Annotated in this window: 13 protein-coding genes; 11 read left to right on the forward strand and 2 right to left on the reverse strand. The window is 62.0% G+C overall.

Annotated elements, in window-relative coordinates; genetic code table 11:
* The first annotated feature begins 23 nt into the window (after nucleotides 1–23).
* The 4 genes from FQ746_RS28170 (at nucleotide 24) to FQ746_RS28180 (ending at nucleotide 10,850) form a co-directional block, all read left to right on the forward strand.
* Nucleotides 24–8,255 (forward strand): hemagglutinin repeat-containing protein, encoded by an 8,232-nt coding sequence (locus FQ746_RS28170; protein ID WP_144113075.1) that lies wholly within the window; start codon nucleotides 24–26, stop codon nucleotides 8,253–8,255.
* Entirely contained in the window at nucleotides 8,252–8,521 is a 270-nt protein-coding gene (locus FQ746_RS28175) for a hypothetical protein (RefSeq protein WP_144113076.1), read from the forward strand. The genes FQ746_RS28170 and FQ746_RS28175 overlap by 4 nt, the downstream gene beginning before the upstream one ends.
* A complete protein-coding gene (locus FQ746_RS35360) occupies nucleotides 8,518–8,643 on the forward strand; it encodes a hypothetical protein (protein ID WP_260854184.1) in 126 nt (41 codons plus the stop codon). Before FQ746_RS28175 ends, FQ746_RS35360 begins: the two co-directional genes overlap by 4 nt.
* 452 nt (nucleotides 8,644–9,095) lie before the next feature.
* Nucleotides 9,096–10,850 carry a ShlB/FhaC/HecB family hemolysin secretion/activation protein gene (locus FQ746_RS28180; protein ID WP_260854185.1) on the forward strand — a complete coding sequence of 585 codons (1,755 nt, stop codon included), beginning with the start codon at nucleotides 9,096–9,098 and terminating at the stop codon, nucleotides 10,848–10,850.
* Nucleotides 10,851–10,933: 83 nt separating this feature from the next.
* Here FQ746_RS28180 and FQ746_RS28185 read toward each other — a convergent pair whose 3' ends face one another.
* Entirely contained in the window at nucleotides 10,934–13,042 is a 2,109-nt protein-coding gene (locus FQ746_RS28185; RefSeq protein ID WP_144113077.1) for a phosphocholine-specific phospholipase C, read from the reverse strand.
* A gap of 59 nt (nucleotides 13,043–13,101) precedes the next feature.
* The gene (locus FQ746_RS28190; protein ID WP_260854186.1) at nucleotides 13,102–13,452 is read right to left on the reverse strand and encodes a hypothetical protein; all 351 of its coding nucleotides are present in this window, start codon (nucleotides 13,450–13,452) and stop codon (nucleotides 13,102–13,104) included.
* Between the two features lie 215 nt (nucleotides 13,453–13,667).
* Between FQ746_RS28190 and FQ746_RS28195 the strand changes: the two genes are divergently transcribed.
* The 7 genes from FQ746_RS28195 to FQ746_RS28225 all read left to right on the forward strand — a co-directional run bounded on the left by FQ746_RS28195 (nucleotide 13,668) and on the right by FQ746_RS28225 (nucleotide 25,394).
* Nucleotides 13,668–15,641, forward strand: a complete 1,974-nt coding sequence (locus FQ746_RS28195; RefSeq protein WP_144113078.1) for an amylo-alpha-1,6-glucosidase — start codon at nucleotides 13,668–13,670, stop codon at nucleotides 15,639–15,641.
* Nucleotides 15,642–15,697: 56 nt separating this feature from the next.
* Nucleotides 15,698–18,463, forward strand: a complete 2,766-nt coding sequence (locus tag FQ746_RS28200) for an MGH1-like glycoside hydrolase domain-containing protein (protein WP_144113079.1) — start codon at nucleotides 15,698–15,700, stop codon at nucleotides 18,461–18,463.
* 132 nt (nucleotides 18,464–18,595) lie between these two features.
* Nucleotides 18,596–20,215, forward strand: a complete 1,620-nt coding sequence (gene zwf, locus FQ746_RS28205; RefSeq protein WP_144113080.1) for a glucose-6-phosphate dehydrogenase — start codon at nucleotides 18,596–18,598, stop codon at nucleotides 20,213–20,215.
* A gap of 57 nt (nucleotides 20,216–20,272) precedes the next feature.
* The gene (locus tag FQ746_RS28210) at nucleotides 20,273–21,100 is read left to right on the forward strand and encodes an ROK family protein (protein ID WP_144113081.1); all 828 of its coding nucleotides are present in this window, start codon (nucleotides 20,273–20,275) and stop codon (nucleotides 21,098–21,100) included.
* A gap of 628 nt (nucleotides 21,101–21,728) precedes the next feature.
* A complete protein-coding gene (locus tag FQ746_RS28215; protein ID WP_144113082.1) occupies nucleotides 21,729–23,918 on the forward strand; it encodes a TonB-dependent receptor in 2,190 nt (729 codons plus the stop codon).
* A 73-nt stretch (nucleotides 23,919–23,991) separates the two neighbouring features.
* On the forward strand, nucleotides 23,992–24,675 hold the full coding sequence (locus FQ746_RS28220; RefSeq protein WP_144113083.1) for a Fe2+-dependent dioxygenase: 684 nt from the start codon (nucleotides 23,992–23,994) through the stop codon (nucleotides 24,673–24,675).
* Nucleotides 24,672–25,394, forward strand: coding sequence for a PepSY-associated TM helix domain-containing protein (locus tag FQ746_RS28225; protein ID WP_144113084.1), 723 nt, complete (start codon nucleotides 24,672–24,674; stop codon nucleotides 25,392–25,394). Before FQ746_RS28220 ends, FQ746_RS28225 begins: the two co-directional genes overlap by 4 nt.
* Nucleotides 25,395–25,545 lie beyond the last annotated feature (151 nt).

The following is a 25,545-nucleotide window of genomic DNA, read 5'->3' on the forward strand; positions in this document are numbered from 1 at the left end:
AAAAAAACATAAAGACGCGGCAGATGAACAGAAATAGACACCGGCTGGTGTTCAGCCGATCGAGAGACATGCTGGTTGCAGTGGCGGAGACCGCTTGGGGTGGAAAAGCACAGCAGGTGATGGCTTGCCTGCCAGAGGTCGCGTTGATGCTCGTCGGTGTATGGCCCGCGTGGTCGGCGGCGCAGATCGTTCCGGGCGGTGAGCAAGCGCCTTCGGTGGTGCAGACGCGTAATGGGTTGCCGCAGGTGGATATCAACCGGCCTTCGGGGGCTGGCGTGTCGATCAACACGTATGGCCAGTTCGATGTGCAGTCGCGTGGCGCTATCCTGAACAACTCGCCAGGGCTCGTGCAGACGCAGCAGGCGGGGATGATCAACGGGAATCCGAATCTGGGTGCTGGTCAGGCTGCTCGGGTGATCGTCAATCAGGTCAACAGCAGCGCGGCGAGCCAGATCAATGGTCATGTCGAGGTCGCGGGGCAGCGCGCCGAGGTGGTGATCGCGAATGGGTCCGGCATCAGCGTGAACGGCGGTGGCTTTATCAACACGTCTCGCGCGATTTTGACGACGGGGACGCCGAACTATGCGGCAGATGGCTCGCTTGCCGGTTTCGATGTAAGAGGCGGCAGCATCGATGTCCAAGGTGCAGGCCTCGATGCGAGTGCGTCCGATCAGATCGATCTGCTGTCGCGTGTCATGCACGCGAACGCCGCGATTCATGCGAAGAACCTGAACGTCATTGCGGGGGCTAACCGGATCGGCCATGAGGCGCTCGATACGACTGCCATCGCCGGTGAGGGTTTGACTCCGTATATCTCCATCGACGTCAGCCAGATCGGCGGGATGTACGCGAACAGTATCGTGCTGGTGGGCACGGAAGCGGGCGTAGGTGTTTCTAGCAAAGGCGTGCTGGCGGCGCAGGCGGGTGACTTCACGGTGACCGCGGAGGGCAAGCTCATCCTGACGGGACAGACCAATGCGAGCGGCGACATCACGCTCTCTGCGTCAGGCGGCATCGACAACAGTGGCACGACTTACGCGCAACGGAATGTCATTGCGAACACGTCTGGCACGCTGACGAACGGCGGCGTGCTCGCGGCGCAGCAGGACACGACTGTGAATGCGGGCAGCGTCGCGTCGACCGGCACGCTCGGCGCAGGCGTGAACGGGGATGGCAGCCTCGCGCGGTCCGGCGACCTGTCGGTGACGGCGGGTGGCGTGCTGGCCGCGACCGGTCGCAATGCGGCGGGTGGGAATGCCGTGCTGACCGGCGTGTCGGTCGATCTCGCCCGAAGTCGCACCTCGGCTAACGATGCGCTGGCACTGTCGGCCACCGGCGCCGGCCTGAACCTGTCGGGCGCAACCGTGACGGCGGGAGCCGCGCTCGACGCGCGCGCCTCCGGAACGCTCACGAACGACGGCGGTGTAGTGTCCTCGGGCGGTGCTCAGACCGTGACGGTGGGCGCACTGTCCAATCGTGATGGGCAGATTGTGTCGGGCGGTGCGCTCGACGTCGCCGCAACTGGGGACTTGCAGAACCAAAGCGGCACACTGCGGTCCTCAGGCGCGCTCTCCGTCAATGTGGGTTCGCTCGACAACACGGGCGGCACGATTGCGACCAATGGCGCGCTCGATGTCCGTTCCGGTGCCGTATCGAACCGTGGCGGCACACTCGCGGCGGGCGGCGCGGCCACGGTGCAGTCCGCTGGCACGCTCGACAACCGGGCAGGTCTGATCCAGGGCGGTGGCGCTGTCTCCGTGTCTGCGCAAGGCGCTATCGACAACATGGGTGGCCAGATCGAGGCGGATGGTGCAGACACCACTTTGCAGGTGACAGGCGCATCGCTCGACAACACGAACGGGCGTATCGCGAACTCCGGCTCCGGCGCAACGACGGTTAGCGCGGCTACTCTCGTGAACAGCAATGCGGGCGATGTGGCTGGCGCGGGCACTATCGGCGGCAACGGCGACCTGACGGTGAACGCGGACACGCTGTCGAACACGAACGGCGGGCAGATCGTGTCGGGCCGTGACCTGACGCTGGATATCGCCCAGCTCGCGGACAACACCAACGCGACCCTGTCGGGTTCGAACAACGTCACGCTGAACGGCGCTCACGCAGGCGTCGTCAATGCGGGCGGGTCGATTCACGGGAACGGTGCGATTGCCCTGAACGTCGGCTCGCTCGATAACACGTCGGGACGCATCGGCAACGATACCGGAAGCGGTGGCTCGGTATCCGTCAATGCGGACACGCTGGCGAACCAGAATGGCGCGATTGGCAGCGACCAGAATCTGTCGGTCGTGACGAACCTGCTCACGGGAGATGGCAGGATCATCGCCGGACAAGACGGTGTGGTCACGGTCAACGGTGACTACACGCTCACTGGCCGCAACCAGATTCAGGCTAACCACGACCTGACGTTCACGACAGCAGGCACCTTCACGAATCTGGGCACGCTCGGTGCGGTGAACGCGCTGACGGTCGACGCGGCAAGCGTCGACAACCTTGCCGGCGCAAACCTGAATTCGTCGACCACGACGGTCAATGCTGCGAACGCGATCAACAATGAAGGCCGCATCGAAGGCGATATCGTTGCGACGACCAGCGGGTCGCTGGTTAACACGGCAGCGATCACCGGCAACATGGTTACGCTGAACGCCGGTTCGATCGGCAATAGGGGCGCTGCCGCCGTGATGGCCGCGGCTTCGCAACTGAATCTGTACTCGCGTGGCGATATCTCCAACACGGGTGGCGCAAACCTTTTCAGCCTGGGGGACATCCATATTGCTGCGGATGGTGCGCGCGATGTGAACGGCCTGCTCGCAAATCGCAGCAACTCCGTTATCAACGACCAGTCGACCATCGAGGCGCAGGGCAATGTCGAGGTCGCCACGCACAGGCTGACCAACACGCGGCCAGCGCCGACGGTGGAGACGGTGACAACCCGTGTCGAAACCGAACATCGAACCAAGCGCTCAAAGTACCTGACCTGTACGACGACGGGCGCCGACAAGGGTTACTGTACGCAGGCCATGTGGGACAGCGGCTATCTTGCGCCGCTCGACACGACCTTCTCCGGCGCAGATGTCGTGTCGCAGAGGTTCGGTCCGGATGCGACCGACAAGCTGCTGGTCGTGAACATCGACGGTCAGCCTACGACCATTTACTACGACTCGCTGACGACCAACACGGACGGTTCGATCACCGTCAGCTACTGGGACGGCTACGATCCGACCGTCAATTACGATCCCGGCACCGAATACGCATCGCGTAACGACGCGCACAAGGGATACCAGCGCGTCGAGATTGCACGCGATACGACGACCACCACGCAGCAGGATCGGGTAACTGGCCCGCAGGCGCAGCAGGCGCAGATCATGGCGGGCGGAAATATCGTGTTTGCAAACGTCGGCACGCTGGACAACGAATACAGCGCAATCGGCGCGGGCGGCTCGATCCAGATTGGTAGCGCAGACGCGCAAGGCGATGTCACGAGTGGCAAGTATGGCGGCACGCTGGTGAACAACATCGGCCAGACGCTCTACCAGTACCAGAAGCAGGACATCGTTTCGACTTACGCGTGGAACGAGAACGTCGCTCGAGACGTGGGGACGGTAGTCGAGCCGTCGATGGTCCTTTCACCGGTCGCCATCGGCGGCACGGGCGGCACGATCGTCGCGAACAACTCGATGCAGATCAGCGCGACCGATATCGCCAATACGAACGTGGCCGCGGCAAACTCGGCGACCGGTGCGACGGGCGGCACGCTGGGCGCGAATGGGAGCGTAGGCGGCATCACTGGCACAGGTGCGCAGACCGTCGACCTCGCTACGGGCGAGATACAGAATGTCGATGCGCTGCAGTCCATCGCCGGACCGGGCGGCGCGCTCAGTATCACGCTGCCGTCGAGTGGCCTGTACACCTTCAATACCGCGCCTGGCGCGTCGTATCTGGTTGTCACAGATCCCCGGCTCACCCGCTACACGAGTTTTATTTCGAGCGACTACATGCTGGCTGCGCTCGGTGTCGATCCTTTGAAGACCATCAAGCGGCTGGGCGATGGTGTGTATGAAGAACGGATGGTGCGCGACCAGATCACGCAACTCACGGGACGTGTCTATCTGCAGGGCTATACGAGCAACGAGGACGAGTATCGCGCGCTGATGAGTAACGGTGTGAACGTCGCGAAGGCATTCAATCTCGAACCGGGGCTGGCGCTGACCGCCGCGCAGATGGATGCACTTACCAGCGACATCGTCTGGCTGGTGAGTCAGACGGTGACGCTGCCGGATGGCAGCACGCAGGAGGTGCTGGCTCCAGTCGTTTATCTGGCGCAGATACACGCGAACGATTTGCGGCCGACCGGGGCGCTGATCGCCGCCGATGATGTGCAGATTCACGCTTCGGGCAGCGCAACGAACTCGGGCGTTATCAAGGGCGGGACGCAGACTGTTATTGCCGCGACCGATATTTTGAACCGGGGCGGCGCAATTGGCAGCAGTGCGGACAGTGGCACCACTTTGGTTTCTGCTACGAACGATGTCGTTAACGCGTCGGGACGTATCAGCGGTAACCGCGTGGCCGTGCTCGCCGGGCATGACGTTTTGAACACTACGTTGGTGGATACAGTAGGCGTTGGTTCGGTGGCGGGCAACAGCATGGTTGGCCAGAGCCTGCTCGGCGCACAGGGCACGATTGCGTCCACGGGGGACCTGGTAGTCGTGGCGGGTAATGACCTCGCGGTTCATGGCGCGAGTATCGCTGCCCGCGGTAATGCGCAGATTGCAGCGGGGCACGACATGACGGTGGATACCGTGCAGTCGGCTACGTTGCAGTCGGTGGCGAACAACGACCAGCACCATTGGGAAACCAGTACCACGCTCAACCAGACCAGCGGCATCAGCGCTGGCGGCGACCTCGCGATGCAAAGCGGCAACGATACGACGCTCAAGGGCGCAACGGTCGTCGCGGGTAGCGACATGGCCGTGGTCGCGGGCGGTAATCTGACAGCAACGACCGCCACCAACACCGCGACCTACAACAATGTCGCGATGGACGACAAAGCCCGCAAGCAGGCCGATCGCAGTTACGACGAACAGGCAGTCGGGACGAATATCAGCGCGGGCGGCAATGCCACGCTTGCGGCCCTGAGCGACGATCCCGTGAAAGGCCATGTCACGCTCACGGGTTCGTCGCTGGCGGCGGGTAGGGGTGCAGCAGCCATCGCGGCCTCGGGTGACGTGGTGATTAGCGAAGGCCGGGAGGAACATGATTCGTACTCGGCTACTCAGTCGCAGCGCGGCAGCTTCGTGCATGGATCGACCATCGACACGATGCAGAGCACGCAAGCGAACATTGGAGTGGGAAGCACCGTGTCTGGCGATACGGTTACGGTCAGCGCGGGTCGCGACCTGAGCGTGAAGGGTTCGACCGTCGCGGGTACGAACGACGTGAAACTGGCGGCCGGCGGGAACGTCGCGATCACGACGTCGCAGGATACGCAGAGTACAGCGAGCTATTACCAGAAACACGAGTCCGGCTTTGGCACGGGCGGAGGGATCGGCATATCGGTAGGCAGCAGGACGCAGACCGATACGGCGCACGACGCCACGGTAATGAACGCGGGCAGCACGGTTGGTTCGCTCGACGGCAGTCTGAACATCACCGCCGGCAAGGACCTGCATGTCACGGGTAGCGATCTGGTTGCCGCGCAGAATGTCACCGGCACCGGCGCCAACGTCACGATTGACTCTGCCGTCGATACGATGCATCACGACGATTCGCACGAGGTCAAACAGAGTGGGTTTACGCTCGCGATCAAGGCACCGGTGATCGATGCGGTGTCCAACACGGTCGATCAGGCGCATGCTGCGAGCCACCGCCGAGACGATCGCGCGGCAGCGCTGCACGGCATGGCGGCGGCGAGCAGTGCGATTGATTCGGTTGGCGCGGCTCGCGCGGCGTTGGACTCGCTCGCCAACGGCCAGGCGCCATCGGCCAAGATCGAACTCAGTTACGGTAGCAGCCACAGCAAGAACACCTACGCCGAGGACAGCACCACCCATCGAGGATCGCGCACCACATCGGGCGGCACGGCTGCGTTTGTTGCAGCCGGAGACGACACGCAGGGGAGCGGCAACCTGACCATTGCAGGGTCGAACGTGAACGCGAACGACGTGATCCTGGCGGCGAAAAATCGGGTCGATCTCGTCAATACGACCGATACCGACTCGACGCGCAGCAGCAACGAGTCCAGCAGCGCGAGTGTCGGTATCTCCTATGGTACGCAGGGCTTCGGGGTCGATGCGTCGATGTCGAGGGCACACGGCAATGGCATCAGCGACACCGCCATGCAGAACAACACGTACGTGACGGCGGCGAATACCGCAACGATCATTTCGGGTGGCGACACTAACATCATCGGATCGAAGGTGAATGGTCGCCGGGTGAATGCCGATGTTGGCGGCGACCTGAGTATCGAGAGCGTGCAGGATACGATGTCGAGCAGTGCGCATCAGGAGAGCACGGGCGGTGGCTTTGCGATCAGCCAGGGCGGTGGCAGCGCGAGTTTCAGTCATACCAGTGCGAACGCCAGTGGTAGCTATGCGGGAGTGAATGAACAGGCTGGCATCCGGGCGGGGGACGGTGGGTTCAATATCAATGTCGAGGGGAATACGGCGCTCAAGGGTGCGGTGATTGCAAGCGACGCCGACGCATCGAAGACCACGCTTTCGACGAGCACGCTGACGTATGGCGACATGCAGAACTCGTCGAGTTATAACGCACACACGGGGGGTATCGGCGGGGGGGTAACGACCGGCGACGGCGGCGCGAACTACAGCACCCATGGTTCGGGTTCCACGGCGAATGGGCCTAATGCGGGTGGCCCCGCGCCGATGCTGAGTCAGAACGATAGCGGTAGCGATAGCGTGAGGACTCGTAGCGGCGTCAGTGCGGGCACCATCATCATCACCGATGCGGACCACCAGACGCAGGACGTTGCGAGCCTGAACCGTGACACTTCGAAGACAAACGGCACGGTTGCCACACTGCCGGACGTGAACAACCTGCTCGAACGTCAATCGGACATGATGGCCGCAGCGGGCGCGGCAGGCGAAGCCGTCTCCCGGCGCATCGGTGACTCTGCCGACGTGCAGGCCACGGCGACGGGCGATCCTGAATGGGCGGCGGGCGGCAAATATCGGGCAGCGATGCAGGCAGCCGGCGCGGCACTCGTGACCGGACTGGCGGGCGGTAACGCAATCGGCGGCGCAGCGGGTGGAGGTAGCGCGTCGATTGCAGCGGGAAAACTCAATGTTCTGAGTGGCGCCATTGCAAACTCGGACCCGACCGGCAACGCCAACATGAACACGGCGCTTGGCAACATCGTCGCGAACGCGATTGCTACGGGCGCGGCTGCCGCGGTGGGTGGCGACGCGGGCGCGTTCTCTGGCTACAACGTTGACCGGTACAACCGGCAATTGCATCCTGAGGAAAAAACATTGGCAAAGCAGATCGAGGACAAGAGCGGCGGTCAGTACACCCAGGCGCAGGTCGAGGACCAGCTTCGTATCATGGGCGTCACCGTGAACGGGGCGAACGAGTCGGGCGCACCGACCACCCTGATTGGTCAGGTCCCTACGGACTCGAGTGCACAGTGGATATCGGGTGGGACGGCGGCGGACGGCAAACCGATCCTCACGCAGGTTACGGCGCAGGCCGATCCGCAGTTGCAGTCGTATATTCTGGAGAACTACAACAGCGCTTCGCCGGGTGGAGTGCCGAGCCAGTTCTCGTATCAGCAGACTAGAAGCGGCTCGATTAACATCACCGGCCCGTTCACGAAGTTCGATAAATCGGACGCGGACTTCATGCGGAATACGAGCGCCGACACGGCTTCAATGGTTTCTAACACTGCCGGATGGATCAGTTCTGCTGCGGCAACCGGCGCAGTATCACCGTCTCCGTTGGCCCCTGCTTTCGGTGAAATTGCCTTCGGTGCTACGGTAGTAGGCATTGCTGCAGACGGGGTATCGCAACTGGTGCGGCCTAACGTCGGACAGTACACATATCAAGGCGCAGTGGCACTAGCAGGCCAGATCGCAGCGGACCGCGCTCCGACAGCATCGTTGGTGGTCAATGGAGTCGCAACTACACTTAACAACGCTCCATATTCGACACAAATCCAAGATTGGATAACTCGTCAATCCAATTCGATATTCAATGTAAATTCAAATGGAACAAGGAAATGAGATTTGTTGAGGCCGGAAATTTATCTGGCTGGGTACGCATTACGTTGTTCGTGGTCGGACTTACCGCATTCGGCATGAGCCTCGCGCTCGATTGGTTGCCGCGCTGGCTCAGGATGGCGGCTTTCCTGTTGGGCTTTGGGCTAATGGCTGTAGGCGGAATTTCGAGTCGCGCCCACATGCTTAACATCAAACCCTTCGACAACAGCTACAAGAAGGCGCGCGAGAGCTACAAAACCGAAGACGATAAACAGGATGAACCGAAATGAAGCGAACCAACAACCCAACCGATGTCTCGCGCAAGTTTAATTTGATGAACTCGGACATGGACTACATGCTGGGTATGGTTGAGAAGGTGGTGTCCGAAAAGACCTGGATCGCGGGAGCGTAGCGTCCCTGACGCGAAACATCAGTGCCGACTCATAGACGGATCAATTATTTGACAGATATCGGATGGCGCTTGAGGGCCGAGGTTGGAAAGTCATGCAGCACATCCACAACAAAAAATGGGAGGCGTGCAAACTCGGTGCGCGAGCCAAGCTCAACATTAAGCCAGAATTCTTCCCGGCGCTCTCAACCAACACGTATGAAGTGCGCTTCGCGTATTCGCCACCTGCACACCGACGAATTCGCGAACGGTCTATTCCTCTTCCGATAAAAACTGGTTGAGCCGCGGGAGCACAAAAGCCCTTTTCCCGCTGTCGTTCCCCTCTCCCTTCAAACCCCCCAACCCCGGCATAACCAATTCGCTTCGTGATCCGACCTAATTGAGATGGACTGATCGCACCCTCTGGCAGACTCGCGTCTTCAGTCCAGAAATCCGCGTCGGGGAAAAGATCTGTCGTGAAGAACTGCATCCGGGAACTTGCTGTTTTGCTCACAGCTTTCGTATCACTCGCATCAAATGCCCAGCACGTCCCGACGCCAGCCGACGAAGCCGCCGCCGCCCGTGCCAACGCCGAGCAGAACCAGCAGATCCAGCAACAACGCGACGCGCAGCAGCGTGACGCAACCGTGCAGGCTCCCGCCGTGCGTTCGACGCTGCCAGAGATCGAGGGCTATCCGCTGCTGCCGGTCGAAACGCCATGCTTCCGCATCAAAAAATTCGAACTCGATGTCCCAACAACTTTGCCTGACGCTGTACGCACGGCGGGAGCCTCAACCCTGCCACTCGACCCTTTCGCCTTCGCGCGCAAATGGCTCGATCACTACAGCGGCGAATGCATCGGCACGGCCGGCATCGGCACACTAATCGAGGGTCTGCAGCACGCAATCCTCAGCCGAGGATATGCGACTACCCGAGTGCTCGCATCACCTCAGGACTTGTCTAACGGCACGTTGGCCCTGGCGCTCATCCCCGGCGTTCTGCACCAACTCCGCTGTGCTGATCCAACCACACGCGGCACCTTGAAAACCGTATTCCCGATAAGCGAAAGCGATCTGCTCGACCTGCACGACCTCGAGCAGGGCCTGGAACAAATGAAACGCGTCGCTTCGCAGGAAGTGGACATTAAGATCGAGCCGACCGACACCCCCGGCGAAAGCGATGTCATCGTGACCGTTAACCGCTCGAAGCCATGGACCTTCGTCGCCTCCATCGATAACTCGGGCACGGACGCCACCGGCAAGTGGCAAGGCAACGTGAGCCTCGGCATCGACAATCCGCTCGGCCTCAACGACCTGTTCACGGTCGGTGCGAATCAGGACCTGTCGTTCGCCAACAAGTCGCTAGGCTCGCACGGTTTCAACGGTTCGTATTCGCTGCCATGGGGCTACTGGACGGCCACAGTGTCCGGCAACACGAACACCTACTACCAGAACATCGCTGGCGTGAACCAGACGTTCGTGTCCAGCGGCAACTCGCAGACAGCCGCACTCAGGCTATCGCGTGTATTGAGCCGCAGCAAAAGCGACGTGTTCGGCGTGGAGTTCCAGCTATCGAAGCGCTTCGGGGCGAGCTTCATCGACGACACCGACATACCGCAGCAGCATCGCAACAACACGTTTATCGAAGCGGGCCTGACCGACCGGCACTACTTCGGCGCGTCGCAGTTCGATGGCACGCTTGCATATCGTCAGGGTATCGGCGGGCTCGGTGCAATGCCTGACCCCTACGCTAACGGCCCGACGTACCGGTTTCACATGGCCGTGCTCGACGCGAATCTCTCGGTGCCGTTCGCGGTCGCCCAACAGAAGTTCCGCTATGTCACGACCATGCACGCGCAGTTCACCAACGACACGCTCTTCTATCTGGACGACCTCACCATCGGCAGCCGCTACACGGTGCGTGGTTTCGATGGTGAAACGATGCTGGCAGCCGAGAAAGGCTTCTATTGGCGCAATGAACTGCAATGGCGTATCGGACAAACAAACCAGACGCTGTACGCAGGCATCGACTATGGGCATGTGTTCGGACCGAACACTCTGTTCCTCGCTGGAACACAACTGGCCGGCGCGGTGATCGGCATCCGGGGAGGCCTGCCTTCCCGCCTTGCCGGCGTCTCGTATGACCTGTTCGTTGGAGTACCCGTTTATAAACCCAACGGTTTCCCAAACTCCCGGGCGACGCTGGGCGTGCAGGCCACCTCACAGTTCTAGCGTGGCGCGAAAGCGCAATCGCAACTCCGACAGACCACGATAAAAAAAGCGCGAGCCCGCCACCCGCGCTTCTTCCCTTCCGCTTACCCCACCACCAGCACCGGCGCCACCGCCGCCGGATCGCTGATACTCGCGCGACCGTTCTCCACATGCCCGGCGACGCGCCGCGAGAACCCATCGTCATCGAGACTGGTCACCGTCAAGTCATACCAGTGATGACTCGAAGCCAGCACCCACGCCTCTTCGATATTCAGATGCGCGGGCACCAGCACCGGCCGCGTCCGCGCGCCGTAAGCGTTGTCCGTCACCGTCAGGCGTGCAATCCCGCGTCCCTGATTGGCGAACTTCAGGAACACGTTTCCGTTGGCCACATCGTATTGCACGGTAATTTCCGGCAACGCGCCCGTCCCTTTCACATTGCCCGCAAACTTGCGCACGAACCCGTTCGGCCCGAACACCTCGAACGCGTACACACCATCGGTGGTCGTCAGATCGAATGTCTCATCGAGCGACTTGCCCGCTTCGACGGTATAGCGCCACGGACCGTCCGTGCGATTCGTCGAGTACACATAAAAATGCGCGCCCTGATCGCCGGTATTGCCCAACGAAATGGCGAACGTATTCTTCTTCGTATCCACATGCCCATTCACGTGCAACTCGTACGGCAATGCACGGGCAAAACGAATGCCGCTTTCCTGGGGATCGATTGCGCCCAGCGTCGCGGGCACGGTCGGCGCCGGCTGACTCGCGCACTGGTTATCGGCGATGCTTTTGTAGTTGCTGGTATCGGGCAGCGTCGGCACCTTCGAGTCCGGCGTACGGAAGTCGAACGCCGTGGTCAGGTCGCCGCACACCGCGCGACGCCATGCTGTGATGTTCGGCTCATGCACGCCAAAGCGCGTTTCGATAAAGCGGATCACGGAGGTGTGATCGAACACCTGCGAACACACGAAGCCGCCCTTGCTCCACGGCGAAACGACGGTCATCGGCACGCGCGGGCCGAGGCCGTACGGCAAGCCGTCGGCGGTATAGCTGCCGCCGCGCGCGGGATTCACGACGTTATGAATTTCGCCTTCGGTGCTGACCGTCGACTTGCCTTGCGCGGCCGTCGTCGCTGGTTGAGGCGGCACGAGGTGATCGAAGAAACCGTCGTTCTCGTCGTACATGATGAACAGCACGGTCTTGCTCCACACCTCGGGATTCGATGTCAACGCATCCAGAATCTGCGAGGTGTATTCGGCGCCGTAAGCGGGCGTGTATTTCGGATGCTCCGAATACGCGGCAGGCGGACACAACCACGACACTTGCGGAAGCTTGTTCGCGAGCACGTCGGCTTTCAGATCGTCGATCGTGCGCACGGTCTGCGCGCGCTCGTAGAGCGGCGTACCCGGCTGTGCATTGATGAAGTTCGTGAAGTTCTGCAGGATGTTGGTGCCGTAATTGCCGTTCAGCGGATCGGCGCCGGTCAGCCCCTGTTGATAAACCTGCCACGAAATGCCGGCGGCCTGCAGACGTTCCGGGTAAGTGGTCCACGACAACAACTGATAGCTCGGCGGCACGTCGCCATCGACGAAATCGTTGTTGTCGAGCAGCGGACCGCCGAACTTGCCGCTCGGATCGACCATACCGGTCATCAGATACGAGCGGTTCGGGTGCGTGGGTCCGGGCAGCGACGCGAAATAGGCATCGCACACGGTGAACGCATCGGCCAGCGCATAGTGGAACGGAATATCGCTGCGCAGGTGGTAGCCCATCGTCATGTCGGTCTTGTTGACCGGCCACTGGTCGTAGCGGCCGTTGTTGATCGCGGCATGCGTGGGGTACCAGTTATGATCGAGATCGCCGACGCATTGAGCGCTGGTCGTCGCGGTGTTCAGATGGAACGGCAGCACCGGCTTGGTCGGGTCTTCCTTCGACGGCTGATACCACACCGGCTTGCCGCCGGGCAGCGGAATCGGGAAGCGGTCGTTGTAACCGCGCACGCCACGCAGATGGCCGAAGTAATGGTCGAACGAGCGGTTCTCCTGCATGAACACGACGATGTGCTCGACATCGCGAATCGTGCCCGTGCGGGAAAACGCGGGGACGGCAAGTGCATTGCGAATCGACTCGGGCAGCGCGGTGAGCGCGGCGGCAGCACCGGCGGATGAAGCGACGGTCTGCAGGAAACGGCGACGGCTAGTGGATGTCATCGAAGATCACCTTCTGCGGGAAAAAAGAATAGCGCGGCTCGCGCGCCGGGGGAATCGGGTTAGTGGCTGCCGGCGCTGTCGCCAGGCGCGTAACGCATGACAGGACTCACCTGCTGGTTGTCCGCAGCGAGGCTGGCTTGCATGGTCTGTGTAATCACGTCGTCGGAGGCGGCGAGCGGGTCCGCGGCAAGCGGTGCGGAAGCGGGCAATGTCGCGGCGTTTCGTGCCGGGACGTTCGCCGCGTTTGCCACATCCGCATAAGCGGAAGTGTCTGAAGCAGTGTTCGCAGCAGTCGAGCCGCTCGCGGAGTCCGAAGCGGCGTCGTCCGCGCCGCACGCGCCGAGTGTCAACGCGGCGAGCGCAGCCAAAGCCGCACTGGCCATGCGGAGTGGGCGGAGTTTTTGTCTCATGGGGCATCCGGTTTTTGTGGAAGCGGATGCAGTCTCCAATCCTTTCAAGAAATAATTGTGAAACGTTTGCGCCTGGTGAAAATTGCGTAAAAACGTGGGTTGGTTGAAAGGATCTGGAAAGTACTTCGAATGAAAATGGTCATGTCGCTGCCACGAGAAGCGAAGTCTTGTACGGTTGCGCGAAGATCGACGATAAGGCCCACCCTGGTGAACTCATGACACGCATCGACACACCTTTCGACATTACGTTGCTCGAAGAAGAATGGCTGGAGGCCGACGGCTTCGGTGGCTTCGCGTCGGGTACCGTCGGCACGCTGCGCACGCGCCGCTATCACGCGTTGCTGCTGGCTGCCACGCGGGCGCCGGGCGGTCGGGTGGTGCTCGTGAACGGCGTGGAGGCATGGCTCGAAGCGAACGGCGCGCGCTATCCCGCGAGCATGCAACGGTACGCGCCGGACCTCGTCTATCCGGACCTCACGCCCACTCTGCTCGCGTTCGATACCACGCCGTGGCCGACGTGGCGCATACGTATCGACGCCTCCACTACGCTCGTCGCCGAACTGTTCGTCAGCAAAGCGACCTGCGAAACCGTATTGCGCTGGCAACTGGAGGGCGACACGGCGTCGCTTGCGTCGAGCGCGTTCACGCTGAAAGTCAGGCCGTTGTTGTCGGGCCGCGATTACCACGCGCTGCATCATGAAAACCCGGCATTCGATTTCAACGCCCAGGTAAGTGCCGATGCGAGCGGCGCGAGTTGGCAACCGTATGGCGATCTGCCGGTCGTTCACGCGGTGACGAACGGTACCTACGCGCATGCTCCCGACTGGTACCGGAACTTCTGCTACGTTCGCGAGCGCGAGCGTGGCCTCGATTTCAGCGAAGACCTCGCGACGCCCGGCGTATTCAGCTTCGATCTCTCGCAAGGGTCGGCAGTGATGATCCTGAGCACATCGACGCCGCCGACCGCGGCCGCCGCTCATGCCACCGCCCTCGCTCAAACCGAACTCCAACGCCGCAACGCGTTTCCTTCTCTTCTTCAACGCTCCGCCGATGCCTACGTCGTCGCGCGCAACCAAGGCCGCACGATCCTCGCGGGCTTTCCGTGGTTCACCGACTGGGGCCGCGATACCTTCATCGCGATGCGCGGCTTGCTGATCGCAACGGGCCGACTGGACGAAGCCGAAGCGATCCTGCTCGAATGGTCGGGCGTGCTCTCCGAGGGCATGTTGCCGAACCGCTTCCCCGATTACGGCGACACGCCGGAGTACAACTCGGTGGATGCGTCGCTATGGTTCATCGTCGCCGTCCACGACTATCTGGCGACAGCGCACGCGAGCACGGCGACGCAAACGCGTTTGCGAGCCGCCGTGGAGGCTATCCTCATGGGCTATACCCACGGCACGCGCTTCAATATCAAGGCGAGCGTCGCGGATGGCTTGCTGGATTCCGGCGTTCCCGGCGTTCAACTGACCTGGATGGACGCGAAGGTCGGCGACTGGGTGGTGACGCCACGCATCGGCAAGCCGGTGGAAGTGCAGGCGCTATGGATCAACGCGCTGCGGATCGCCTCCGCGTGGAACGCGCAATGGGCGCCGGCCGCCGAACGCGCGTTGCAATCGTTTCATACGCGCTTCATCGATCGCGACACGCAAGCGCTGTTCGATAACGTCGACGCGGATTTCGAGCCCGGCAAGCTGGACCGCTCGATCCGCCCGAACCAGATCTTCGCGTTAGGCGGTCTACCGTTCCCGTTGTTCGACATCGAGAAAGGCAGCGCGACGGCCCAGGCCATACTCGATCAGGTCGAAGCCCACCTGCTGACACCGCTCGGCTTGCGCACGCTCGCGCCTTCCGATCCGGCTTATCGCGGCCATTACGGCGGCACGCCGCTGGAACGCGATGGTGCGTATCACCAGGGAACGGTCTGGCCGTGGCTGTTGGGTCCGTTCGTCGAAGCATGGCTGCGAGTGCACGGCGCATCGACGGCGGATGTGCGCGAAGAAGCCCGAACGCGTTTCCTCGAACCGCTCCATGCGCATCTGAACGATGCCGGTCTCGATCACCTGTCCGAGATCGCCGATGGCGACGCGCCGCATGCGGCCGCCGGCACGCCGTTTCAGGCCTGGTCGCTCGGTGAGTTGCTGCGCGTCGAGCGGCTGCTTGCCGGGTTGCCGCCCGCCTTCGACTAAACCACGCTAGGATGTGTGTCCTATCGCCACGCCAGATCTGATGCAAGGACGTCGTCATGCCACCGCTGCGCGCTGCCAATCTGCTCGCCACCATTGAAGGTTCCCGTCTGCATTCGGCCGAATGCGCTCATTGGCAGCGCTGGGGACCTTACCTCAGCGAACGTCAGTGGGGCACGGTGCGCGAAGACTACAGCGAGGGCGGCACCGCATGGGACTCGTTCCCGCACGACCACGCGCGCAGCCGCGCCTATCGCTGGGGCGAAGACGGCATTGCCGGTTTCGGCGACGACAAACTCGGCTGGTGCGTGTCGCTTGCGCTCTGGAATCGCAAGGATGCGATCCTCAAGGAACGCCTGTTCGGGCTGACCAATGCGCAGGGCAACCACGGCGAGGACGTGAAGGAGTTGTACTTCTACGTGGACGGCACGCCCACGCATTCCTACATGCGCATGCTCTACAAGTACCCGCATGCCGCTTATCCCTACGAAGACCTGATCGAAGAAAATGCGCGGCGCGGCGGCGACATGCCGGAGTACGAGATTCTCGACACGGGCGTGTTCGACGATTCGCGTTACTTCGACGTGCAGGTCGAATACGCGAAGCAGGGTCCCGAGGATATCGTGATGCGCGTGACGATCGAGAACCGCGCGGACCAGGCGGCGTCGCTCGACGTGCTGCCGCAAATCTGGGCGCGCAATTCCTGGTCGTGGAAGGAAAACGCGGACAAGCCTTCGTTGACCGCCGGTAAGAGCGCGAGCGGTGCCGCGCAAGTGGTCGGGCATCTGCATGGCCATGAACCGATCGTGGTCACGGCATGGTCGAAGGACGCGCCGCAGGTGGCGTGGCTGTTCTGCGAAAACGACACCAACGTGAAGCGTCTTTTCAACATGGACGGCACGGGTCCGTTCAAGGACGGCTTCAACGATTACGTGGTTCACGGCGACGAACAGGCGATTCGCCACGACGCGGGCACCAAGGCGGCTGCGCACGCACCGATCGAACTCGGGCCGCACGGTCGCGCGGTCGTGTATATGCGCTGGCGTTTGCAGTCGCGTCCCGACGACAAGCCGCTCGACGCAGATGCGCTGTTCGCGCGCCGTATCGCCGAAGCTGACGAATTCTACGGCGCCCTGCAGCACGAGATCGCCGATCCCGATGCGCGCCTCGTGCAGCGTCAGGCACTCGCGGGCATGCTGTGGTCCAAGCAGTATTACCAGTACGACGTGCACCGCTGGATCGAAGGCGATCCGCTGCAACCCGCACCGCCGGCATCGCGCAAGCACGGTCGCAATGCGGACTGGCGGCATCTGTGCAACGCGGACATCATCTCGATGCCCGACAAGTGGGAATACCCGTGGTACGCGTCATGGGACCTCGCGTTTCATGCGGTAGCGTTCGCGCTGATCGACCCGGCCTTCGCGAAGCGGCAATTGCTGATGCTGGTGAAGGACCGCTACCAGCATCCGAACGGCCAGTTGCCCGCTTATGAATGGGCGCTCGGCGACGCGAATCCGCCAGTGCATGCGTGGGCTACGTGGCGGGTCTACGAAATCGACCGGGCGCTGACCGGCTATGCCGATCGAGACTTTCTGGAACTCGTGTTCCACAAGCTGTTGCTGAATTTCTCGTGGTGGGTGAACCGCAAGGACGCCGACGGTCACAACATTTTCCAGGGCGGCTTTCTCGGGCTGGACAACGTCGGCATCTTCGACCGTTCGTCGCCGCTGCCGACCGGCGGTCATATCGATCAGGCCGACGGCACTGCGTGGATGGCCGCGTACGCACTGGACCTGATGCGTATCGCGCTCGAACTCGCGTACGCGAACCACGTGTTCGTCGATATCGGCGTGAAGTTCTTCGAGCATTTCCTGTACATCGCCGAAGCCGTGAGCAGCGACGACGACTGCGAAACCGGCCTGTGGGACAACGGCGACGAATTCTTCTACGACAAGCTGCGCCTGCCCGACGGCACCGATGTGCCGATGCGCGTGCGTTCCATCGTCGGGCTGATTCCGCTGTTCGCGGTGCATGTGCTGGAGGAGCGGTTGCATGGCAGTCTGCCGGGTCTGCGCGAACGGCTGGTGTGGTTCCTCGACCATCGCCCCGATCTGGCGAAGCTGGTGTCGCGCTGGAACGAACCGGGCAAGGGCAATTCGCTGCTGCTCTCGCTGTTGCGCGGACACCGTATGAAAGCGCTGCTGCGCCGCGCGCTGGACGAAAGCGAATTCCTGTCCGACTTCGGCGTACGGGCGTTGTCGCGTTATCACCGCGACCATCCGTTCGTGTTCAAACACAATGGCGACAGTTTCGAAGTGAAGTATCTGCCGGCCGAATCGGACTCGCGCGTATTTGGCGGCAACTCCAACTGGCGCGGGCCGGTCTGGATGCCGATGAATTATCTGCTGATCGAATCGCTGTACGAGTTCCACCGCTATTACGGCGACGATTTCCGCGTCGAGTACCCGACGGGTTCCGGCAAGCAGTTATCGCTGAACGACATCGCCGACGAACTGGCGCGCCGCGCGACGACGCTGTTTCTGCGCAACAAGGATGGCGAGCGGCCGGTGATGGGTGCGTACCCGCTGTTGCAGGCCGACCCGCGCTCGCGCGACCTGATCCTGTTCCACGAGTACTTTCATGGCGATAACGGGCGCGGCGTCGGCGCTTCGCATCAGACGGGCTGGAGCGGGCTGGTCGCGTTATTGCTACAGCCTCGTGCGCAGGCAGCCTCCGGTACGTTGCCGATGACCGGCGACCCGGAGCGCTCGCCTGCGCCGGCGTCGGCGCCAGCGAAGCCCGCGATCGCGCCGGAGGTTACATAACGCCTACGAGGCGGCAGCCTTGAACCAGCGTCCTCGCATCGCGCTGGTTGCGTCGTTTTTGAACTGAGTGGGTTCAAGCGTGGTCACTGCTATACACCACGTCCGTTTCATTGGTTTCCTAAAGTGAATCCTATGCCGACTACACCGAACACCGCTTCAACTTCCGACCGCTCCGGCAATCAGGCCGAGCCCACTGCCAAGGTCAGCTCGACCGCGCATGCAGAACCGGCGTCGCCGGCCGGCAAGCGTCCCGCACCGCCTTGTACGCTCGTCATCTTCGGCGCAGGCGGCGATCTCACCAAGCGGCTCCTGATGCCCGCGCTCTACAACCTCGCAGTCGACGGCCTGCTCGACGACGGCATGAAGATCATCGGCGTGAATCACGGCGAGCGCGAGACGAAGGAGTGGGTGGACGACCTGCACAAGTCGCTGCAGCAGTTCGCCGCCGACAAGGCGAGTACCTTTCATGCCGGTAAGCTCGACGACAAGGCCTGGGACTGGGTCGCACAACGTCTTGAGTACATGGCCGGCGAATTCGAAACCGACGACGTCTTCACGCAACTGAAACAGAAGCTCGAGAAGTCGTCCGGCGGCAACGTGATCTTCTATCTCGCGGTCAGCTCGCGTTTCTTCAAACCCATTACCGAACATCTCGGCGGCGCGGGACTGCTGAAGGAAAGCGACGACGGCAAGAGCGGGTTCCGCCGCCTCGTCATCGAGAAGCCGTTCGGCACCGACCTCGCTTCCGCCCGCGATCTGAACGAACACATTCTGTCGTTCGCGCAGGAGTCGCAGGTCTATCGCATCGATCACTTTCTGGGCAAGGACACGGTGCAGAGCATTCTCGCGGTGCGCTTCGCGAATGCACTGTTCGAACCGGTCTGGCGGCGCGAATACATCGACAGCGTGCAGATCACCGCGGCCGAGACCATCGGCGTGGAAGGACGCGGCGCGTTCTACGAGCAGACCGGCGCGTTCCGCGACATGTTGCCGAATCACTTGTTCCAGTTGCTCGGCATGGTCGCGATGGAACCGCCCAATTCGTTCGACGCCGAAGCCGTGCGCAACAAGAAGGCCGACATCTTCGACGCGATCAAACCGCTGACGCCGGACGACGTGGTCTTCGGTCAGTATGAGAAAGGACCGGCGGGCGTCGGGTATCGCGAGGAACCGGACGTCGCCAAAGACAGCACGACGGAAACCTATGCCGCCGCGCGCGTGTTCGTCGAGAACTGGCGTTGGGCGGGTGTGCCGTTCTATCTGCGCACCGGCAAGCGGCTGGCCGCGCGCCGCACGGAGATCTCCGTGCAACTCAAGCCGGTCCCGTTCCGGCTGTTTCGCGACACGCCGGTCGATGCGCTCACGCCGAATGTGTTGACGCTGCGCATCGATCCCGCGCACGGCACGAGCTTCGACTTCAACGTGAAAACGCCGGGACCGGTGATGCAGATCGGCGCGGTGAAATCGTCGTTCGACTACGCGGACTTTTTCGCGGAACGCGCCAACGTCGGCTACGAAACCTTGCTGTACGACTGCATGCTCGGCGACGAAACGCTGTTCCAGCGCGCCGACAGCATCGAAACGAGCTGGGCTGCCGTGGACGACGTGCTGCATCCGAAAACCGGCGGCGCGGTGCCGGTGCACGGCTACGCGGCCGGCAGCGAAGGCCCGGCCGAAGCCGATGCGCTGCTGGCGCGCGACGGTCACGCCTGGCGGCTGTTGCGCGAAGAAGCGACGCCGGAGAAGAAGTAACGCGTCGAACGCGCATCGGCACCTGCCATCATTACGTCATTCAATCGGGGGGACATCTTGCCTACACGTAAGACGAGTAAAACGACGGTCAAGAGCACGACCAAAGCGAAGAGCACCAGCGAACGGATTCTGGCGATCGACGTCGGCGGCACGGGCCTGAAGGCCGCCATCATCGATGCGAGCGGGCAGATGAAAACCGAGCGCGTGCGCGTGGCAACGCCGCATCCGTGTACGCCCGAACAACTGGTGGATACGTTGACGGACCTCGTGACGCCGCTCGTCGCGCAGGAACCGGCCACGCTGATCTCCATCGGCTTTCCGGGCGTGGTGCGCAACAACCGCATTCTGACGGCGCCGCACTTCGGGCAGGAAGGATGGCACGACATTCCGCTTGCGGACTCGCTGGCGAGACGCCTGGGCGGCTTGCCGGTGCGGATGATCAACGACGCGGAGATGCAGGGCTTTGCTGCCATCGAAGGGCATGGCATCGAGTTCGTACTGACGCTCGGCACCGGCGCCGGCACGGCGCTGTTTCGCGACGGCGAACTGATGCCGCATCTGGAACTGGCGCATCACCCCGTCAGCAAGAAAGGCGTGGCCTACGACGAATACATCGGCGATGCGGCGCGCGAGAAGATCGGCAACAAGCGCTGGAATCGCCGCGTTCACAAAGTGATCGGCATTCTGAGCACGCTGGTGAACTACGACAAACTGTGGATCGGCGGCGGCAATGCGGCGCGGCTCAAAATCGATCTGCCGCCCAACGTGGCGACCGTCTCGAACGATGCGGGTATCGAAGGCGGCGCGCGCTTGTGGCATCCGCGCTCGGTGCGTGAAACGCGGCAGTTGCCGCAAGCCAACGAGCGCACCGGCCATTTCGCCTGACGCTTCTTCTTATGCTGGACGCCGCGTGTGCAACGCACGCGGCGAGTGGCTTTCGATTACCTCGACGGCACGCGTAGCAGTCAAGCTCTCCGTAAAGTGTTGTAAAAATGCTAAATCGCGCGCGATTTTTCGCGAAAGCTCGAACGGAGTTTTGTGTTGGCAAACTGAAAGTTTCGCGGCAGTCGATCTCTTGTCTTCTGCATAGCTCTCTGCTGATACGACGCTGACGCTGTTATCCGCGCAAATAACCAGGAAAGTTTTTGCAAGAAATTAGGCGGCATATCGCGTTAGTAAGCCTGCTTCCTAATTGTCCGACTAAACGCGCAAGCCCAGCGTTATCGTTCATTCCGACGCTTTCGGTATGTAATAAATCGTCGCGTCGAGGTGAGATAAATTACGAAATCCCTACGGTAGTAAAAGCGCCGCATCACTTTGCGTCGACCGGTAAAGCATTCTGCGATTGAACAATTTTTATGCGTGGGGAATGATATCGATTCTCATTAACCACCAGCCAGCCATCCCGTCGAAGCTGCACCAGGCAGTCGACCGGTCAGCCAGCCAAATGCGTTGTCAGCGATCCCGTGCCCTCGATGCGGATCCGGCAAACGCCTATCTGACGGGATTTCCAATGTTCAACCACACGCCGCTCGCGACTGCGTTAGCGCTAGCTTTTGCCGTTCCGTTCGCGACGCCCGCGCTCGCGCAAACCGCGCCTCAGACCACGGCGCAGCCGGCTACTCAGCCGGGTTCGCCGCCGGCAACAGGGGACAACGGGACGCTACCGGCAATCGGCGTGGCAGGACAAACCGAACAGGATTTCCAGGCGGAGCGTGCGACCGTCGGCGCAAAGACGCCGACCGCCTTGCGCGATATTCCGCAGACCGTCACGGTGATCAACAAGAGCATGCTGCAGTCGCAGGGCGCGACGTCGTTCCAGGATGCGCTGCGCAATGCGCCGGGTGTGACGATCGGCGCGGCCGAGGGCGGCCAGATCGGTAACAACGTCAACCTGCGCGGCTTCACCGCACAGAACGATATTTACCTGGACGGCTTTCGCGATCGCAACCAGTACTATCGCGACACGTTCGACCTCGAAGAACTCGAGGTGCTGTACGGCCCATCCTCGATGCTGTTCGGGCGTGGATCGACCGGCGGCGTGATCAACCAGGTCAGCAAGAAAGCTAACCTGAAGGACTCGGCGGAAGTGTCGACGACCCTCGGCACCGACGACCGCTATCGCACCACCGTCGACGTGAATCACAAGCTGACCGACACCTCGGCGATCCGTTTGAACGCGTTCGGCCAGAGCCTTGGCTCGTCGCGCGACGAGATGCGCAACAAGGACTACGGCATCGCGCCGGAAGTGCGCTTCGGCATCGGCACGCCGACCGAAGTGACGATCTCCGCGCTGATCCAGCACAACTACGACATGCCCGACTACGGCGTGCAGGCACTCAACGGCCATCCGTCGCCGGTGTCGAAGAACACGTTTTACGGTCTGACTACCGACCGGACGATCCAGGACGTGCAGACCTTCAACGTGGCGGTCAAGCACAAGTTCTCCGACAGCCTGACGCTGACCAACCAGACGCAGTTCTCGCACTCGCTGACCGACGCGCGCGAAACCGCGCCGCAAGCGGTGTTGACGGGCCCGCTTGCGACCAGCCCGGCACTGACGAACGGCAATTACACGAGGCTCTCGCCGTCGCAACTGTTCATCAAGTTGCAAAGCCATGACCGGGTGATCGAAAACCATTCGCTGTACAACGACACGATGGTCGAATACAAGTTCGACACCGGGCCGCTCAAGCACGACATGATCGCGGGCGTCGAACTCGGTCACGACAGTTATTCGAACCAGGCCTACACGCGCAACAACCTGCCGGTCGTGTCGATGGTGAACCCGGCGTACCTGTCGTCGCCTGCGGGCGTGACGACCACGGTGGGCAATTACGCCGACTCCGGTTCGAACGAAATCGCCGCGTACCTGAACGACACGGTGTCGCTGGGCCAGCACTGGAAGGTGATCGGCGGGCTGCGCTGGGATCGCTTCCAGGCTCAGATCCACAACTCGGTCAGCTTGCCGAACTACGCTACGCAAACCAATTTCTTTACCAGCGTGCGCGCCGGCGTGATCTATCAGCCGACCGACTGGCAGTCGTACTACGTGTCCTACGGCACGTCGTTCGACCCGTCGCTCGAAGCGTTGACCGTCACCAACCTGACGCAGAATCTCGCGCCCGAGTCGACCAAATCGTATGAAGTCGGCGGCAAGTGGGACCTGTTCGGCGGCAATATTTCGGTGACGTCGGCGTTCTTCCGCGAGGAAATGGACAATGCCCGCACCCAGGTTTCGCCCACCGAATACGAACTCGATGGCGACGTGCGCGTCGACGGTTTCCAGGCCGGCGTGACCGGACACATCACCGACAAGTGGCAGGTGTTCGGCGGCTACACGTACATGGACGCGGTCATTCTGAAGGCGCTCGACGGCACGCAGGGTCACACGCCGGCGAACACGCCGCGCAATACGCTGACGCTGTGGTCCACCTACGCCATCACGCCGCATTGGGAAGTGGGCGGCGGCCCGACCTATATGTCGCCGCGCTATGCGTCGAACACCAACTACGTGGAAGTGCCCGGCTATACGCGCTGGGACGTGACCGCGGCGTACCACGCGAAGAAGTACGACGTGCGTCTGAACCTGCTGAACCTGACCAACAAGCGCTACTACGACGCGTTGATTCCGTCGGACGGCGGGCGCTCGGTGCCGGGTATCGGTCGCGCATTGCTGGCGACGCTGGACTATCGCTTCTGATACACACCGGTGCGATAGGTTAGGCTAGCGGCTTTTCATTTTGTAAGCGGCTAGCCGACACCGAGGAAATACGATGCTGCTGCACATACCGAATGTATTGAACGCCGAGCAGTTGCGCTTCGTGCGCGAGCGGCTCGACGAGGCCGGCGACGCCTGGGTGGATGGCCGCGCGACCGCCGGCTATCAGGGCGCGCCGGTCAAACGCAATCAGCAGATCGCCGAGCATTCGCCGGTGGCGCGCGAACTCGGCGACGTGATCGTCGGGGCCATCGAGCGTCATCCGCTGTTCATCAGCGCGGTGTTGCCGAACCAGGTGTACCCGCCGCTGTTCAACCGTTACGAAGGCGGCATGCAGTTCGGCAGCCATGTCGACGGTGCGGTGCGGGTGTTGCCCAACGGCGTGAAGCTGCGCACCGACGTGTCGGTCACGCTGTTTCTGTCCGACCCGGGCGACTACGACGGCGGCGAACTCGTGATCGAAGACACATACGGGGTGCAGCAGGTCAAGTTGCCGGCCGGCGACATGATCGTGTATCCGGCCACGAGCCTGCACCAGGTGACGCCGGTCACGCGCGGCGTGCGCGTCGCCAGTTTCTTCTGGGCGCAAAGCCTCGTGCGCAGCGACACGCAGCGTGCGCTGCTGTTCGATCTGGACACCGCCATTCAACGTCTGAATGCCACTCAAGCCGACGATGCCGCGCGCCGCAGCCTCGTCGGCTGTTATCACAATCTGTTGCGTACCTGGAGCGAAACGTGAGCGTACCCGAGGCTTTGAATCTACAACCGGCGCATGGTAGCGACGCCGCCGCGCGTGAGCCGCACCGTCTTTCGCCCGATGAACTGAATGCGCGGCAGCAGCGTTCGCGCCGCGCCACCTTCGTCAAATGGCTGCGCAAGGTGCATGGCTGGGTCGGCTTGTGGGGCGCCGCGTTGGGGTTGCTGTTCGGCACGACGGGTTTCTTCCTGAACCATCGCGCCGGGCCGCTGCGTGTGTCGACGGGTGCGCCGCAAGTGTCGGTCGCACAAGTGTCGGTGCCGCAACCCGCGCCCGGGAATCCGCGCGAACTCGGCAATTGGCTCAAGCACGAGCTGAAAATTGCCGGCACGCTCGGCCGTGTGCAGAAAGAGCCTTCGCATCCGGTGGAGTGGGGCGATCGCACGCTGGTTCAGCCGGAGCATTGGCAACTGAATTTCGCCTCGCCGAAAGAGACGACGTCGGCCGAGTACTGGGTCGGCAGCGACTACGTGACGGTCAGGCACAACGAGAACTCGTTCATGGCGACGCTGACGAATCTGCACAAAGGCGTCGGCCTGAGCGTGGGCTGGGTGCTGCTGATCGATACGCTGGCGGGCAGCATCATTCTGCTGTCGCTCACGGGCGTGTTGTTGTGGACCGAACTGAATAAACGCAAGACAGTTGGCGCGGTATTGGTGATTGGATCGATCGTCGCCGCCGTGTGCATGGGATTGAGCTAACGCTTACTGGTCTGTTTGTTTGGCGCCGCCGCGCATCGAGCACGGCGGCGTACCTCGCCTCGCCGCCTCGGGAAAATCGCCTTGCCCGCGTGGCTGCAAGGTACCTCTTACCGGTGCTTGCACGAGACATCGACGCTCTCGTGTCCTGACA

It is taken from the genome of Paraburkholderia sp. BCC1886 (genome assembly GCF_900996245.1).
GTDB lineage: Bacteria > Pseudomonadota > Gammaproteobacteria > Burkholderiales > Burkholderiaceae > Paraburkholderia.

Coding starts and splice junctions, on each gene's coding strand:
- FQ746_RS28170 (WP_144113075.1), top strand. CDS start 24: ATGAACAGAAATAGACACCGGCTGGTGTTCAGCCGATCGAGAGACATG.
- FQ746_RS28175 (WP_144113076.1), top strand. CDS start 8,252: ATGAGATTTGTTGAGGCCGGAAATTTATCTGGCTGGGTACGCATTACG.
- FQ746_RS35360 (WP_260854184.1), top strand. CDS start 8,518: ATGAAGCGAACCAACAACCCAACCGATGTCTCGCGCAAGTTTAATTTG.
- FQ746_RS28185 (WP_144113077.1), bottom strand. CDS start 13,042: ATGACATCCACTAGCCGTCGCCGTTTCCTGCAGACCGTCGCTTCATCC.
- FQ746_RS28190 (WP_260854186.1), bottom strand. CDS start 13,452: ATGAGACAAAAACTCCGCCCACTCCGCATGGCCAGTGCGGCTTTGGCT.
- FQ746_RS28195 (WP_144113078.1), top strand. CDS start 13,668: ATGACACGCATCGACACACCTTTCGACATTACGTTGCTCGAAGAAGAA.
- FQ746_RS28200 (WP_144113079.1), top strand. CDS start 15,698: ATGCCACCGCTGCGCGCTGCCAATCTGCTCGCCACCATTGAAGGTTCC.
- zwf (WP_144113080.1), top strand. CDS start 18,596: ATGCCGACTACACCGAACACCGCTTCAACTTCCGACCGCTCCGGCAAT.
- FQ746_RS28215 (WP_144113082.1), top strand. CDS start 21,729: ATGTTCAACCACACGCCGCTCGCGACTGCGTTAGCGCTAGCTTTTGCC.
- FQ746_RS28220 (WP_144113083.1), top strand. CDS start 23,992: ATGCTGCTGCACATACCGAATGTATTGAACGCCGAGCAGTTGCGCTTC.